The 16,438-nt window shown below is 30.0% G+C and carries 13 protein-coding genes; 11 read left to right on the forward strand and 2 right to left on the reverse strand.

Annotated elements, in window-relative coordinates:
* A partial coding sequence (locus EXC59_RS07040; RefSeq protein WP_035368815.1) for a hypothetical protein occupies window positions 1–1,182 on the forward strand: 1,182 nt, incomplete at its 5' end.
* A gap of 38 nt (window positions 1,183–1,220) precedes the next feature.
* Here the strand turns inward: EXC59_RS07040 and EXC59_RS00005 are convergent.
* Entirely contained in the window at window positions 1,221–2,219 is a 999-nt protein-coding gene (locus tag EXC59_RS00005; RefSeq protein WP_232034464.1) for an aldo/keto reductase, read from the reverse strand.
* A 166-nt stretch (window positions 2,220–2,385) separates the two neighbouring features.
* Between EXC59_RS00005 and EXC59_RS00010 the strand changes: the two genes are divergently transcribed.
* Entirely contained in the window at window positions 2,386–5,361 is a 2,976-nt protein-coding gene (locus tag EXC59_RS00010) for a hypothetical protein (RefSeq protein WP_162163954.1), read from the forward strand.
* A 21-nt stretch (window positions 5,362–5,382) separates the two neighbouring features.
* Here the strand turns inward: EXC59_RS00010 and pepT are convergent, their stop codons facing one another.
* A complete protein-coding gene (gene pepT, locus EXC59_RS00015; RefSeq protein WP_035368818.1) occupies window positions 5,383–6,597 on the reverse strand; it encodes a peptidase T in 1,215 nt (404 codons plus the stop codon).
* A 206-nt stretch (window positions 6,598–6,803) separates the two neighbouring features.
* On the opposite strand from pepT, the gene EXC59_RS00020 reads away from it, so the two are divergent.
* The 9 genes from EXC59_RS00020 (at window position 6,804) to EXC59_RS00060 (ending at window position 16,438) form a co-directional block, all read left to right on the forward strand.
* Complete coding sequence (locus tag EXC59_RS00020; protein ID WP_035368820.1) at window positions 6,804–7,145, forward strand: hypothetical protein; 342 nt, start codon at window positions 6,804–6,806, stop codon at window positions 7,143–7,145.
* 12 nt (window positions 7,146–7,157) lie between these two features.
* The gene (locus EXC59_RS00025; RefSeq protein WP_035368821.1) at window positions 7,158–7,565 is read left to right on the forward strand and encodes a DUF2089 domain-containing protein; all 408 of its coding nucleotides are present in this window, start codon (window positions 7,158–7,160) and stop codon (window positions 7,563–7,565) included.
* A gap of 20 nt (window positions 7,566–7,585) precedes the next feature.
* Window positions 7,586–7,957, forward strand: a complete 372-nt coding sequence (locus EXC59_RS00030) for an SHOCT-like domain-containing protein (RefSeq protein WP_035368822.1) — start codon at window positions 7,586–7,588, stop codon at window positions 7,955–7,957.
* Between the two features lie 60 nt (window positions 7,958–8,017).
* Window positions 8,018–9,772, forward strand: coding sequence for an ABC transporter ATP-binding protein (locus tag EXC59_RS00035; protein WP_035368823.1), 1,755 nt, complete (start codon window positions 8,018–8,020; stop codon window positions 9,770–9,772).
* A gap of 1 nt (window position 9,773) precedes the next feature.
* The gene (locus EXC59_RS00040) at window positions 9,774–11,570 is read left to right on the forward strand and encodes an ABC transporter ATP-binding protein (RefSeq protein ID WP_035368824.1); all 1,797 of its coding nucleotides are present in this window, start codon (window positions 9,774–9,776) and stop codon (window positions 11,568–11,570) included.
* Complete coding sequence (locus tag EXC59_RS00045; RefSeq protein ID WP_035368825.1) at window positions 11,563–12,948, forward strand: TldD/PmbA family protein; 1,386 nt, start codon at window positions 11,563–11,565, stop codon at window positions 12,946–12,948. The genes EXC59_RS00040 and EXC59_RS00045 overlap by 8 nt, the downstream gene beginning before the upstream one ends.
* The gene (locus tag EXC59_RS00050) at window positions 12,948–14,264 is read left to right on the forward strand and encodes a TldD/PmbA family protein (RefSeq protein ID WP_035368826.1); all 1,317 of its coding nucleotides are present in this window, start codon (window positions 12,948–12,950) and stop codon (window positions 14,262–14,264) included. Before EXC59_RS00045 ends, EXC59_RS00050 begins: the two co-directional genes overlap by 1 nt.
* A gap of 345 nt (window positions 14,265–14,609) precedes the next feature.
* A complete protein-coding gene (locus EXC59_RS00055; RefSeq protein ID WP_162163955.1) occupies window positions 14,610–16,112 on the forward strand; it encodes a DUF1538 domain-containing protein in 1,503 nt (500 codons plus the stop codon).
* On the forward strand, window positions 16,109–16,438 hold the full coding sequence (locus EXC59_RS00060) for a hypothetical protein (RefSeq protein ID WP_035368827.1): 330 nt from the start codon (window positions 16,109–16,111) through the stop codon (window positions 16,436–16,438). The genes EXC59_RS00055 and EXC59_RS00060 overlap by 4 nt, the downstream gene beginning before the upstream one ends.

Here is a 16,438-nt window from a genome sequence, read left to right on the forward strand (position 1 = left end):
ATGCTTAAATCAATTTCGGTGAATCACTACAAAAGGCTTCAAAAGGAATTTTTATTAAAAATTGACTCAGATGAAAAAGTTTACGCTATCTTAGGTAAAGAAAAAGAAGGAAAAACAACATTTATAGAGGCTATTAATACTTTTTCAAAGGTTTTTAAAAAAAGTATGCGAGTGCTTAAACATGAAAATGAAAAACCAGTTTACATTTTCAATTTTCAAATTGCCAAAAAAAATTATGAATATAAAGTTGTTTTGAATATTGAAAGACTAGAAGTTGTTGAAGAAGTATTGGTTGAGATTTACAAAGATGAAAAAAATGCAATCTTTGAAAGAACTAATCAACAAATTAAAATTATGGATTCACTTAAACAAATGTATGATGTATTTGATTATCAACGTCTAGAAACCTATTTATATGATTTGAGATTCGATAAAACAAGATTAATCCTAGCATCTATTTTCGATAAAGATTTTGAAACTAAAAAAATCAACTTCTTTAAAGAAATTGGTGAAGCATTGAATAAGATTTTTGTATTAGAGGAAAATGAACTCATTTATGATTTGTCTTTAATTGATGAAAAGCACTATAAAAAAGTGATGAAGTCATTAGAAAATATTGGGTTTAAATATGATGTAATTTATTTTGAACCGGTTAATTTTGATTATTTAAGAAAATTATTTAATCGTCATTTGTATGATGAGTTTTTAGATTATGTTAGAGTACAAATGATTGAAAGTAAACATGAGTATGTTTATGTATATGCGTTTAATACAATTTTTAAAATTGATGGCATTTTAACTTCTGAATTAGTCATTAAAGAAATGATGATTCATCAAAAAGAACAACATTTCCACTACCCTGAATTAAGTAAGAGTGAAAGAATAATGATTAAACTTCTCATGACAATCTATCAAGATCGCCATAACGCAATCTATATATATGATGATTTATTTGATTCATTTGATCCTAGTTTATTAACAATGGTTTTAAAAGATATTGATAAAGAATTGTTATTTGACAGGTTAATTTTTACAACACATCAATTAGAAGTTTTAAATCATAAAGATTATAAACACGCACAACTAAAAATTATCAAAGCAAATGAAATATACAATTTAAATGATTTAAAAATTAGAGCTGATAAAAAATTATCTAACTTCTATATAGAGTTTACAAAATAAAATAAGTCCTAACCGATTTAAGGTTAGGACTTTATTTTTTACGTAACTTTTAAAATGTTTTCTATTTCAAATAATTCCTCATCAGAAAAATCTAAGCGGTCTAATACCTTTAAGTTTTCCTCTAATTGAGAAATTTTGGAAGTTGAAATTAAAGTAGAGGTCATTTTTGGATTTCTAATTGCCCAAGCTAAAGCTAATTGAGCAATTGATTGTCCACGTGCCTTGGCAATCACATCTAATTTTTTTAGACGTTCACGTAAAGTTTCTGTGATATCTTTTTCTTTTAACCATAATGAATCTGGATTTTTCGCTCTTGAATCTGCTGGAATATCATTAATATATTTATTAGATAAAAGACCTTGTTGTAATGCGGAATAACAAATAGTTCCTCCACCTAATGCATATTGTGTTTCAAGTAGATGATCATGTTCAATCCAACGATTTAGCATGGAATAACTTGGTTGTGTAATCACATAAGGAACATTTAATTCTTTTAAAATTCTATGAGCCTCTCTTAATTGTGCGCTATTATAGTTAGATAAACCAACATATAAGGCTTTACCGCTTAATACGATATCTCTTAAAGCAAGCATTGTTTCATAAAGACTTGTTTCACTATCAAAACGGTGATGATAGAAGATGTCAACATAAGGAATACCTAAGCGTTTTAATGACTGGTCTAAAGAAGAAATTAAATATTTTCTTGAACCGCCATCTTGATAAGGTCCTTCAAGCATTTTAAATCCAGCTTTAGTTGAAATGATTAACTCATCACGATAAGGCATTAACTCCTCTTTTAGAATTTTGCCGAAGATGGTTTCAGCATGACCTGGTGGTGGGCCGTAATTATTTGCTAAATCAAAGTGCGTAATACCATTGTCAAATGCAGTAAGAATCATTTCTTTACATTTTTCATAATCATTATGCTCTCCAAAGTTTTGCCATAAACCGAAAGATAATACAGGTAACTTTAAGCCACTTTGACCGAGTTTTCTATAGATCATCTTTTGATATCTATCTTTATTTGGAATATACATTGTCATTCCCCCTTTACCCCTATTTTACACGCAAAATTGTTATTTTTTTGATAAAATTACATATTTTTTTAAAGTTCAAAAATCTTAATACGTGGAGAATGTCTTTCAATACATTAAAAACAGACAACAAGTATTGAAATTATAATTTTAATTGAGGTGACATTTTATGTATAAACGTATTGCTCATGTTTTTTTATTTATAATGGCAATTTCTTTGAACTTGTCTTTTCGTGTGTTCGCTTATGAAGGCGATAAAACACCAAATATTGAGTATTACCAAATTAAACAATTATATGATGGCTCTTTATATATTTATTTTTATCAAGAAAATGATTTAGCATATCCTGAATCAACTCATTTTACGATTGAAGGGCTTGGTACTTATCAAAATGATGCATTTAATCATATATATATTCCAGCTTATAAATTATCAAACGATGAACAAATACTTCATGTAAACGCTCAAATTGATGGATTAAGTTTGAGCGATGTAAGTGATATTTTAATATTTAGCTTTCAAACAGATGAAAAGGCTACTTTGATAACAAAATATTATATGGAGTATCAAAATGCAGTTAAATCATTAGCAGATTTTAACTTAATCGATAAGGCCTATTTTGAAGAGAAATTATTCTCAATTTATCTAAAACAATTAACAATTATCAAAGAAACTGAAGCAATTCAGACCTTACCTAAAGATGCTAAAAAATTAATATTTATGTTTGAAAATATACTTTCAGATGCAAACTTAGAGAATGTGAATACGTATTATATAAATTTAATGCATAATAATTTAGAAGTTAAAGTATCTAAAATTGATGAAGTGCTTAAAAATATAGTTAATGCTTATGAAAAAAAACTAAATGATAATGAAGTGATAGAAGAGGCAATCATAATCTATGAAGAAGCGAATAAAGATATTGATGATTACCTATCTGTAAAAATTAATGAAGCAAAAAATGAATTAAGAACTAATCTTTTAGCATACCAACCAAATTATCATAATGAAGAAACAAGATCAATTATTGATAGAGATATTCTGTTAGTTAATTCAAAGAATTATAATGATGAACTTTCAATGCATGTGTTAAAAGAGTTCATCATGCAAGAACTTGATCAAGTGATGATTGTTCCATATAGATTAAATGCGTTAAATGAATTAGATACTTACTTAATCGGTGCGACCAATTATATCGATGATTTTTTAATTAATTTGCTAGATGAATCAAAAACACTATTTAATGAAGCTATAAATTATAGTGAAGTAAATAAAGTAAAAGAAGATTTAATTCATAAAATTGATAGTTATATTCAAGGCGAAGTTAGAAAAGTTAAAGAGTGTATCTATGATGAATTATCTATAGAATATAGTTTTGATGATGAGATGGAAGGGATTATTTTAAATAGTTTAGATGAAATTAACGCTTTTAATTATCAAAATGAAAATGTACTTTTAGCATTAATGACATCAATTATTCAAACGTTTGATTCATATATTTTAGAAAAAACGAAAGTTAAATTTACAAATGAACTCATGGTGTTTGTAGAAACTAACTATTTGGATTTAGTAATGCTTGAAGCAAATTTTATAGATGGATTAATCAATATGTTAAATGAATCTCTTTCTTTGGATAGTCTAAATAGAAATTATGATTTATCATTATTAGCGATAGAAAACAAAGTTGATACCATTTATAAAGCGTATTTAGAAAAACTCATAACTGACTTTGATCTTTTAACAAGTATCTATCCTTATGACTTTGATGAATTGAAAAATGAAGTGATGATGAGATTCACAAAGATGATTGCCTTAAGCGAAGAAAAGCGATTAAGTTTTGAAAATGATTTAAAAGAAGCTGTTCTTAAGTTTGCATTAGATAATTTGAAAAAAGATACTACACTTTGGTTAAATGAAAGATTATTACCATATGAAATGAGTCTACCCAACTTAACTTTAGATATTGAACAACAATTTAATGAAGGACTAATTAATGTAGAAAATGAACTTGATTTAAATCAACTGATTGAACAAGTAACTTTAAGATTAAATGAACTAGTTATTTATAATGATTATTTAATTAAGTTTGATCAAATTTATCAATTACTTAAACATAATTATTTATATACTGAAGTTGATGATAAAAAATTAGATCTAATGTATGAAACATATATAAATATATTTCCAATAAGTTCGGTTGATGAGTTAGAAGAAAAATATAATTTAGGTGTAGATGCGTTAAGTAAAATCCCAAGAATTACTCTTCAAAATCATGAAGATGCATTAGCTGAGGAAAAACATAATAATTTGCCAAATCATGCATTCCTTTTGATAGGCTTAGGATTGATTTTCTTTCTAACTTCTATTTGGTTTATTTTAAAACGAAATAAACAAAGAAATAAAAATATAGGTACTTATGATTTTTTAGAAGACCAAAAAGTTTTAGGATATAATCATGTAATTTATTTAGATTACTTAAATGAAGAAGTTATTGAACAAACCGTTAAACTATTAAGCTTTGAACAAATTAAAGAATTAACAGAACACGATATGATTAAAGAAGATGAATCAGATGGTATGAAACTTTTAACTTATATGGGAATTATCCCTGCTAAAAATGCAGTAAGTTTAATGGACGAAGATGAAGAAACTTCAAATGATGGAATCATTTACAACTATAGTTTTATGGCTAGACTCATTCAAGCACCCTTAGAAAGTCAAAAAAGATATAGTGATTTAAAAAACTATATCTTAAGTTATCCTAATGTTCAACTGATTAAGAGTTTTAAAAATGAGCGTTATATGTATAAGAATAGAACGATTTGTAAACTGTGGATACATGGACAAAATATTAAGGTGTATTTAAATTTAGATATTAATTTAATTGATAAAGATAAATATACAGTAACTTATGTTGGGGATACAAAAAAACATGAAACAACACCCCTTTTATATACAATTAATGGCCCAAGAAATCTAAAGTATGCATATGAATTAATTGATATGTACTTTAAAGATGGAGAAGTTAAAGAAAATAAACCATATTATGATTACACGAAGAAGTACTTAGATAAACAAACGTTAATTAGTAGAGATTTAATTCGCGTTAAATATACAAAGATAAAAGAAAAAGGAAAGAATTGATAAAAATTCTTTCCTTTATTTTTATTCAGCAATTAACTTAACAATTTCAGTATAGATTTTTACAGCGGTTTCCATTTGGTTAATACTTGCGAATTCTAAACGACCATGGAAGTGGAAAGCACCGGTTCCTAAGTTTGGACAAGGAAGTCCGCCCCAAGTTAATCTTGCACCATCTGTACCACCACGAATAGCTTCAAACTGTGGATTTAATCCTACGCGCTTAGTGGCTTCAACTGCATAATCAATAATGTGCATGTTTTGTTTAATAATTTCATACATGTTTAAGTATTGTTCTTTGATTGTTAATTTAACAGCTTCATAACCATACTTATCATTCATGTAGTCTGCAATCTTTTTGAAGTCTTCTTGTTGTTTTTTAAATAATTCCATTGAATGGTTTCTAATAATATATTTACTTACAGTTTCTTCAACAATACCTTTAATATCAGTTAAGTGGTTAAAACCTTCATAACCTTCTGTGTTGGCAGGAATTTGTAGTGGATTTAACATTGAATGGAACTCCATTGCTAAATGCATTGAGTTGATTAATTTATTTTTAGCTGAACCTGGGTGAATTGATTTACCTGTGAAAACAAGTTTTGCTGCAGCAGCATTAAAGTTTTCATATTCAATACCACCAACTTCGCTACCATCAGCAGTATAGGCGAAATCAGCTTTGAACCAATCGTAATTAAAACGATCTGCCCCTTGTCCGATTTCTTCATCTGGTGTGAAGCAAATATAGATATCACCATGTTTAATGTCTGGGTTCTCAGTTAAACGGTGAACCATTTCCATGATTTCAGCAACACCTGCTTTATCATCTGCTCCAAGTAAAGTATTACCATCTGTAACGATGATATCTTCACCGATAACACGTTTTAAAGCTGGGTATTTTTCTGGCCACATTGAATATTCTTCATTTAATTGAATCAGTGAACCATCATAGTTTTTGATAATTCTTGGATTTACGTTGGCACCTGGAGCATCTGGTGATGTATCCACGTGAGCAATAAATCCTACTGCTGGAACTTTCTTATCGATATTTGAAGGAAGTTTTGAATAAACATATCCATCTTTATCTAAAAAGGCATCTAAGCCCATTTCTTTTAACTCATTAACTAATACGTTAGATAAGTCTTTTTGTTTCATTGTTGATGGGAAAGTAGTAGATTCGTGATCTGATTGTGTATCAATCTTTACATACTTTATAAAACGGTCAACTAATCTTGACATCATAAGCACCTCTCATTTCTTTAATATTATACTCTTTTATTAACGAATATTCAAAGTGAAAGGACTATCGTTTTAGGCAAATATGTTATAAAAAAGTTAACCAAAAGGAAAATTAATCAAAAAATTAATCATTTTAATTGACAAATCACAAAACAATCAATAAAATTAAGTCATAAATTAAAAAAATTAATTGCGAGATTAAAAAAATGAAGAAAAATAAAATTCTCAATAAAATTTATAAACATGAACTTTCAATTGATGAAGGGTATGAACAACTCTATAAAAAAGAATTGAAAAAATATCGTGCGCAAAATTCATATATAGAGCCAAAGAAAGCATCCTTTGTTAAGTTGAAGTTCAAATTGCAAGATCATAAACATGTAACTAACTTGATTAACTTCTTATTTTTGATACCAGTACCGGTCGGCATCATGCGTCTATTTAAAAATCAAATAGATGATTATGAAGAAGTTAGAAAGATGTTAGTAAAAGGGATTTCAATTGAAGTCCAAAGTGAAGATACCAATATAAAAATAAAAACATATTAAAGGAGAAAATTGATGAAAAAGTTAAATGTTGCGATTACAACTTGTCCAATCTGCCAAGGGGATTTACATATTACAGGATTAGCTTGTGATCATTGCCATACAGAAATTAAAGGTGAATTTAGTTTCTCTAAGTTCAACTATATCAATAAAGAAACATTATATTTTATTGAACTATTTATTAAAAATAGAGGAAATATTAAAGCTGTAGAAAAGGAAATGAATGTAAGTTACCCTACAGTTAAAAAGTTATTAGATGAAGCAGTAGTTGCTTTAGGTTATAACTTAGATGATGAAGAAGAGAAAGAAGAAGTTGTTCAATCTAAAGAAAAAGTGAATAACTTAGACATTCTAGAAATGATCAAAAATGGTAGCATCAGTGTAGAAAATGCTATCGAAAAATTGAAGAAAAGTAAAAAATAACGAATAATAGGAGAAATATCATGGAAAACTTAAAAGAAGAAAGAATTAAAATTTTAGAATTACTAAAAGATGGTACAATAACACCTGAACAAGCATCTAGCTTGTTAGAAGCTTTGGGACAACCAAAAGAAGTCGAAGTGAAGAAAGAAAAGAAAGCACCATTTAGAATGCTACGCATTAAAATTGATGGAGCAGATGGCGAAAAGGTTAGAGTAAATATCCCAATTGAATTTGCTAAGCTACTTAAAAACGGTAAGTTTGGTAGTGTTGACTTTGACGATTTAAATATTGATATTGATTCTGTCTTAGAAATGATTGCTGAAGGTGCTTCAGGTGATTTAGTAAACATTGAAGATGAGGATGGAACAACAGTTAGTATTGTAGTTGAATAATTAGCTTAGAAATATAATAATATAATGATTTGAGCGAATAGCTCGTGACAGGATGAGAACATGATTTTATTAAAACATTTTAGAAAATATTATCTTAAATACGCCGTCCCCTTGTTATTAGGGATTGGAATATTAATTTTAGTTGACTATGTGTCTCTAGAAATACCAAGAATTATTAAAGTAATCTTAAACGGTGTGGATCTAGGAGAATATACAACAATTGAACAAGTAGTACCTTACTTAGTTAACCTATCTTTAATTGTCTTAACGATGACAATTGGAAGATTCTTGTGGCGTTACCTCTTAATAGGTACTGGTAGAAGAGTAGAAACTGATGTAAGAGAAGCTATGTTTAATCATGCAACAACTTTATCGCAAGACTTCTATAGTAAAGAAAAAATTGGTGGTTTAATGACATACTTTATTAGTGATATTAATGTTGTTAAAGAAATGTATGGATTTGGATTACTGATGGTCATTGATGGTTTAGTATTAGGTGGCATGGTTTTAGTTAGAATGTTCTCACTACAATTTGAAATGACAGCGATTGCGTTTATTCCAATTGCCTTAATGGGGATTTTAATGTTCTTCATTAATAAGAAGATGGAAAAACAATCAAGAATTAGACAAGAAGCTCAAGAAGCGTTAAGTGATTTTTCTCAAGAATCATTTACAGGTATTACTGTTGTTAAAGCGTATGTGAAAGAGATGTTTCATGCCTTAACATTTAGAAAGAAATCTCAAGAATTATATGATAAGACAATGAATCATACTAGATATTCAATTATTGTGAATATTGGAATTGATGTAATGATTAATTTAGTGATTTTATCAATCTTAGGATTTGGATCCTATTTAATCGCAGTAGGTGATTTAAGTGGTCCTGAATTAACAGAGTATATTTCTTATTTCTTCTCATTATTATGGCCTGTATTTGCGATTTCTTGGTTTATGAATGTAAATGCACAAGCGCAAGCATCAGCCAAAAGAATTAATAACTTCTTAGAAGCCAAAGTTGATGTGAAGTCAAAAGAGGATGCATTACTTGACGTACAATTAGATGGTTCAATTAATGTAACTAACCTATCTTTCAAATATGAAGATGGTGAAGATTATATATTAAAAAATATGAGTTTTGAGATTAAACCAGGTGAAATGGTTGGTATCTTAGGTAAAACAGGTAGTGGTAAATCAACGCTAGTTGAGTTATTACTAAGAGTTTATAATACAAGAGAAAATATGATTAAGTTTGGTGAGTATGATATTAATGATATAAGTATCAAAGCACTAAGAAAACATATTGGTTATGTACCGCAAGATAATTTCTTATTCTCAGATACAATTAAAAATAATATTGGTTTTGCATTCGATGAACCGATGAGTGAAGAAAAGATGATTGAAGTTGCTCAGCTATCTGATCTGCATGAGAATGTTTTAGGATTCCAAGATCAATATGAAACAATGCTTGGAGAACGTGGAACAACAATTTCAGGTGGACAAAAACAAAGAGTTTCAATTGCTAGAGCATTAGCAAAAGATCCGACCTTCCTTATTTTAGATGATTCAGTTTCAGCTGTTGATACAAAAACTGAAGAAAAGATCATTTCAAACTTAAGAAAAATCAGAAAAGGTAAAACAACTTTAATGATTGCTCACAGAATTTCAACAGTAAAAAAATTAGATAAGATTTTATTAATTGAAGAAGGACAAGTTGCAGGATTTGGTACACATAAAGAACTATTAAAGACAAATGCACTTTATCAAGAAATGGTTAAACGCCAAGAACTAGAAGCTTTAGTTGGGGAGGTAGAGTAAGATGAAAGATTTTAATGAATCTGTTGAAGCGAGAAAAGATAAACACTTAATCGCACGTTTACTAAACTACTTAAAGCCCTATAGTGGAAAGTTTGTTGTGTCATTCCTGTTAATGATCTTAACAACTTTAGCGGGTATGATTTTACCCTTAATCTCAGGGTTAGCAATTGATTATATGGCGGATACTTCACTTGAATTATCTGAAAGATTAAAATTATTAAATATTGGTATTATAGGTATCTTTATATTGATTGTGGTGACAATTACAATTAGTTACTTCCAACAAATGATTCTACAAGATATTGGTCAAGATGTTACACACTTGATGCGCACACAAGTGTTTGAACATATTGAACAGTTATCCATTGGACAAATTAATCAATTACCTGTTGGTAAATTGGTTACTCGAGCGAATAATGACCCAGCAAATATTTCTGATATGTTTACAAATACGATTGTTAACTTAGTCAAAAATATTATGTCAATGCTCATCATTCTTGTTATTATGTTTTTAATTAATTGGCAAATGGCTTTAATCGCTTTGGTTTCAGTGCCGCTTATTGTTATTGCAACATTATTCTTTAGAAAATATAGTAGAAAAGCCTATCGAAAAACAAGAGATAATGTAAGTAATGTGAATGCATTCTTATCAGAAAACTTAAGTGGTATGAAGATTACACAAGTCTTTAACCAAGAAGAAAAGAAGAGAAAAGAATTCAAAAAGATTAATGATGATTTAAGAAAATCATACTTAAAAGAAATTATTATCTTTGGTGTCTATCGTCCAGTGATTTGGGCAAGTGCCATGATCGCAAGTATCCTATCAGTCTATTTCGGAGTGCAGGCTGTATTTGCAGGAACATTAACAATCGGTTTCTTTTTCTCATTCTATATTTATGTTGGTCAATTATATGAACCAGTTCAACAAATTGCAGACCAATTCAACAACTTACAAAGTGGATTTGCGAGTGCAGAAAAGATCTTTGATGTACTTGATACAAAACCGGATATTGTTGATAGTCCAGATGCAATTGAACTAACTGAATTTAAAGGTGAAATTGAATTTAAAGATGTTTGGTTCAGTTATGTTCCAGATGAATGGGTGTTGAAAGGCGTTTCATTTAAAGTTTTACCAAATGAAACCGTAGCTTTTGTAGGTTCTACAGGAAGCGGGAAGACAACAATCTTACAATTAATTGTTAGAAACTATGATATCCAAAAAGGTGAAATCTTAATTGATGGTATAGATATTAAGAAAATTAAACGTAGTAGTTTAAGAAGTTTTGTTGGACAAATGTTACAAGATGTCTTCTTATTTAGTGGAACGATCAAAGAAAATATTACCTTAGGTGATGAATCTATTACAGATAGTGATATTAAAGCAGCAAGTGAGTATGTAGGTTTAGATTATGTTTTAAATAAATTGCCAGATGGATTAGATCATGTGGTAAGAGAACGTGGAAACAACTTCTCAAGTGGTGAACGTCAATTAATTTCTTTTGCAAGAGCTGTTGTTTATCAGCCAAGTTTAATGATTTTAGATGAAGCAACCGCAAACATTGATTCTGAAACAGAAGCAATTATTCAAGATTCTTTAAATAAGATGATGAACATTTCAACAATGTTAATTGTTGCGCATAGATTGTCAACAATCCAACATAGTGATAAAATACTCGTAATGAGTAAAGGCGAAGTAAAAGAAATGGGTTCTCACCAAGAATTATTAAAGCAAAAGGGAATCTACTACAATCTTTACAAATTACAATATGACAAACAGGAGGGAGAAATAAATGCTTAGCAAACAAGAACTACAAAGTTTATTACAACTAGGCTTAGAAACTGGCGCAGATTTTTCTGAAATCTTTATCGAAGATACAGTATCAGGGAATATCCGCGTCATGAACGGCGAAGTAATTAGTGCATCAAACGGTAATGTACATGGTGTCGGCGTTAGATTATTAAAGGGTATTGATGAGGTGTATGGTTATTCTAATGAAGTAACTTATGCATCAATTGAAAAATTAATGCTTAACTTAAGAGGATCATTTACAGGAGAAAAAGGTGTAGCAAAACCATTAGGTGATGCAAAACCTTATGTAAATAACATTAAAATTCGTCATGAGGATGTTACTCCAGCAGAAAAGAGTGCAAAATTAATTGAGTTATCAAACTTAATTAAGAGTCATGATTCAAAAATCGTACAAGCGATGACTTCACTTGTTGAATGGAATCAAAAGGTTTTAATCACTAACTCAAATGGTTTATACCAAGATGATGAAAGAACTTATTCAAGAGTCATTCTTTATGCAGTTGCTCAAGATGGAGAATTAATGCAAGAAGCTTATGAAGGTCCAGGACGTAACATGGGCTTTGAAATCTTTGATGAATTAGATTTAAAAGCATTAGCTAATGAAGTTGCAGAAAGCGTAATGACACTACTATATGCAGATAATATGGAACCACAAGAATTACCTGTTGTAATTCATAACGGATTTGGTGGCGTTATCTTCCACGAAGCAGTTGGACACCCACTTGAAACATCAGCTGTTTCAAAAGGTTTAAGCCCATTTGCTGGTAAACTTGGTCAAAAAGTTGCATCGGATGTTGTTACAGCATATGATGACGGTGATGAAGAAAACCAATGGGGACGCTCAACTTATGATGATGAAGGTAATAAGACACAAAAGAACTTATTAATCGAAAATGGTATTTTAAAAGGTTACTTATCAGATGTTAGAAATGGTAAACGTATGGGGTATTCTTCAACTGGATCTGGCCGTCGTCAGAGCTATAAATTTGCACCAACAGCACGTATGAATACAACATATATTGCTAATGGAAAAGACAACTGGGAAGATATCATTAAAGATACTAAATACGGTCTATTTGCTAAAAAACTTGGTGGTGGAACAGTAAATCCAGCAACAGGTGAATATAACTTTGCAGTTATGGAAGGTTATATGATTGAAGATGGTAAAATTACAAAACCAGTTCGTGGTGCAATGTTAATTGGTCACGGTGCTGAAACTATCATGAAGATTGATAGAGTGGCAAACAACAAATCATATGGACAAGGTATGTGTGGTGCTGGTAGTGGATCAATTCCAACAGATGTAGGACAACCTACAATCCGTGTTACAAGTATGCTTGTTGGTGGTCAAGGAGGTAAGCGCTAATGTTTGCTAAATGGATAGAATTAGGACTTAAAAAAGGATTTAGCGATATTGAAATCTATTCAGTTCGTAACAAATCATTATCAATTGAAGTTTATCAAGGAAAAGTTGAATCATTAACAAATTCAGATGTAACTTCAGTAAAAATCAAAGGTATTTATGATGAAAAATTAGTTTCAGCTTCAACTGAAAACTTAACTGATGAATCAATTGAAAGATTATTTAACCGATTAATTTTAAATGCAAAAGCATTAACAGTTAAAGAACCAGCAATTATTTTTGAAGGTTCACCTGAATATGCAGTTGTTAAAGAAAACGATTTTGATTTTGACAGCATTCCTGTTGAAGACAAAGTTAAATACTTAGTTGACTTTGAAAAAGCTGTACTAGCTTGTGAATATGTAAAACAAGTTGAAGCAGCATCTTATTCTGAAAGTTTTGGGGAAACAAGAATTGTAAACTCTAAGGGGTTAAATCTTGCTAAGAAACATAACTTTGCATACTCAATGGCTTATGGTATCTTTGAAAAAGATGGTGACATCAAGACAGGATATGAAATTAAGTTAGCGAAAAGCTTTGATGAGTTTGATGCCCAAAAAGATGCGGAAGCAACAATTGCAAACGGTATGTCTAAATTAGGTGGTCAACCACTTAAAACTGGTAAATACCCAACAGTATTCTCACCTAAACGCTTTGGCGATATGTTACAAGTATTCTCAGGATTATTCTCTGGTGAAGCAGCATATAGACAAACAACTGCATTAAAAGATAAAGTTGGAGAAAAAATTGCTGCAGACATCTTTAATCTATGGGATGATGGATTAAATGAAAATGCTCCATTCCAAAATGCCTTTGATGATGAAGGGGTTGCAACTAAAGTTCGTAAAGTTATTGATGGTGGTGTCTTTACTGGATTTATGCATAATTTAAAAACTGCATCAATCTTTAAAGAAGAACCAACTGGTAATGGATTCTCAAGCGGTATCGGAGCTGCTGGATTATACTTAGAACCAGGAGAACAATCATTTGATGAAATGATTTCTTCAATCGAATCAGGATTCTATGTTACTGACCTTGTTGGTTTACACGCTGGTGTAAACTCAACATCAGGTGATTTCTCGCTTCAAGCCGGAGGGGTTTACATTAAAAATGGTAAACTTGATCATGCCGTGAAGATGGTTGTCTTAAGTGGTAACTGGTTTGAATTATTAAAGAATGTTAAAGGGGTTGCATCAGATATTAAATTTGATATCTCTGGTGTCGGTTCTCCATCAGTTTATGTAGGAGACTTAACAATCTCAGGAGAAGAAAACAAATAATATAATTTAAAGTGAAGACGTATTTTCAAATACGTCTTTTTTTGTGTATAATTTTAAGTAAGGATGTTTAAAATTAGTTATACCTATGGTATAATCATTATAAACTTTAGAATTGAAAAAAGTTTCAATCAATCGTTTAAATAAAACTTAATTTTGTATCAAATTATTTCAAAAATCTTTATATTTTCTTTTTGTGAATAGTTAATTAAAAAATATAGAGGCGTAATTTGAAAAACAAAACCACTTAAAAGTCTGTGGCTTTTTTGTTTTATTTAAACACTATAGTTATTGAAAGTGTTTTCAATTTTATATGATAAAATCATATTGGACGAGGAGAAGGTATATATGCTAAAAATGCTTAAAGGCTTATTAGTCAAACTAAAAGAATCAGCAGTAGCAGTCATTCCAATGACAGTCATAGTTATTTTAATGAGTTATATAATTGGACTAGATGGCAAACTGATTTTTAATTTCTTGCTGGGTGCATTGATGCTTATTATTGGTCTTTCAATTTTCTCATTAGGGGCTGAAACTTCAATGATGACCATTGCATCTGAAATTGGTGGATTCTTAGTAAGAAAAAAGAAATTAGCACTTTTAATAGGTGTTATTTTTACAGTTGGATTTTTAATAACTGTAGCAGAACCAGCATTATGGGTTTTAGGAGATCAATTTTCAAGTGTTGTTAATCCTTTAATTTTAGTATTTACTGTATCAATTGGTACAGGTATATTTGTTGTTTTAGCAATTTTGCGTATTGTATTCCAGTTTTCTTTAAGAACTTTAGTGATTATAGGTTATAGTTTAGTATTTGTGGTTGCCGGTATTGTTTCAATTTTTAACCCCTCATTTATTCCAGTAGCATTTGACTCGGGAGGGGTTACAACTGGACCGATGGCAGTACCATTTATTATGGCTCTAGGATTAGGTTTAAGCCAGGCACGTGGGGATAAAGATGCAGAGACAGATTCGTTTGGATTAATTGGAGTAGCGAGTGTTGGACCAATTATTTCAGTTTTAGTTTTAGGTTTATTTTTCTCGCCTCAAACACCAACGATGGATTTAGATTCAACATTTATTGATTACTTCCATGTAAATTTAATTCAAATGTTAATTGCCATTTTACCATTTATGTTTTTCTTTTTATTATTCCAATTTACAGTCTTTAAGTTTAGTAAAGAAAAAGTTGCTTCAATTTTAGTAGCATTTGGTTATGTTTACATTGGATTAGTTATATTCTTAACTGGCGCTAATGCAGGATTAGTTAACCTTGCATATCAATTAGGTAATTTCTTTGCCACAAGGAGTTATGCTTGGATTATAATTCCAATAGGTATGTTATTTGGATATATTTCTATTGCTGCTGAACCATCAGTTATGGTTTTAAATAAATTAGTTGAAGATGTATCAGCAGGTACTGTTACAAAGAAGATGATGTTAGTCTCATTATCTATTGGGGTATCTATTTCAATTGGTTTAGCTAACTTAAGAGTTTTAACAGGCATTAGTATTTGGTGGATAATTTTACCAACCTACATTGTGATTATGCTACTAACATTTATTACACCCAAGACATTCTATGCAATCGCATTTGACTCGGGAGGAGCTGTTTCTGGGGCATTAACCTCAGCATTCTTAATGCCATTTACATTCGGTGCTGGTATGGGGATTGATCCAACTGGAAGTAGTATTTTAACTGATGCATTTGGATTGGTTGCATTTGTTGCCATGACACCATTATTAACAATTCAATTACTTGGATTAATGTCTAGAGTTAAAGAATATAGAGCAACATCTAGAATTAAAATTCCAGATACTGTTATCCATTTAGAGGAGGATACAAAATGAAATTAGTTTGGTTAGTAACTGATAAAGGTAAAGCAAATGAAATAGCTGAATTTTTATCGAAATTTAATCTAATTAGTGCAATCACATTTATTGCTCAAGGAACTGCATCACATGAGATTTTAGAGGCATTATCATTAACTCAAAAAGATAAAGAAGTTATTATTGGATTTGCTGAAAATAAAGATATTGAGGTAATGTTTGAAAAGTTAGAAGCAGAATACAATTTTACAAAGCGTGGTATGGGGGTTGCATGTGCAATTCCATTAAATGGAATAACAAGTAAAACATTGCAACATCTTCAAAATGAAATGTTAGGAGCTAAATAA

The organism is Acholeplasma hippikon (assembly GCF_900660755.1).
Classification (GTDB): domain Bacteria; phylum Bacillota_I; class Bacilli_A; order Acholeplasmatales; family Acholeplasmataceae; genus Acholeplasma; species Acholeplasma hippikon.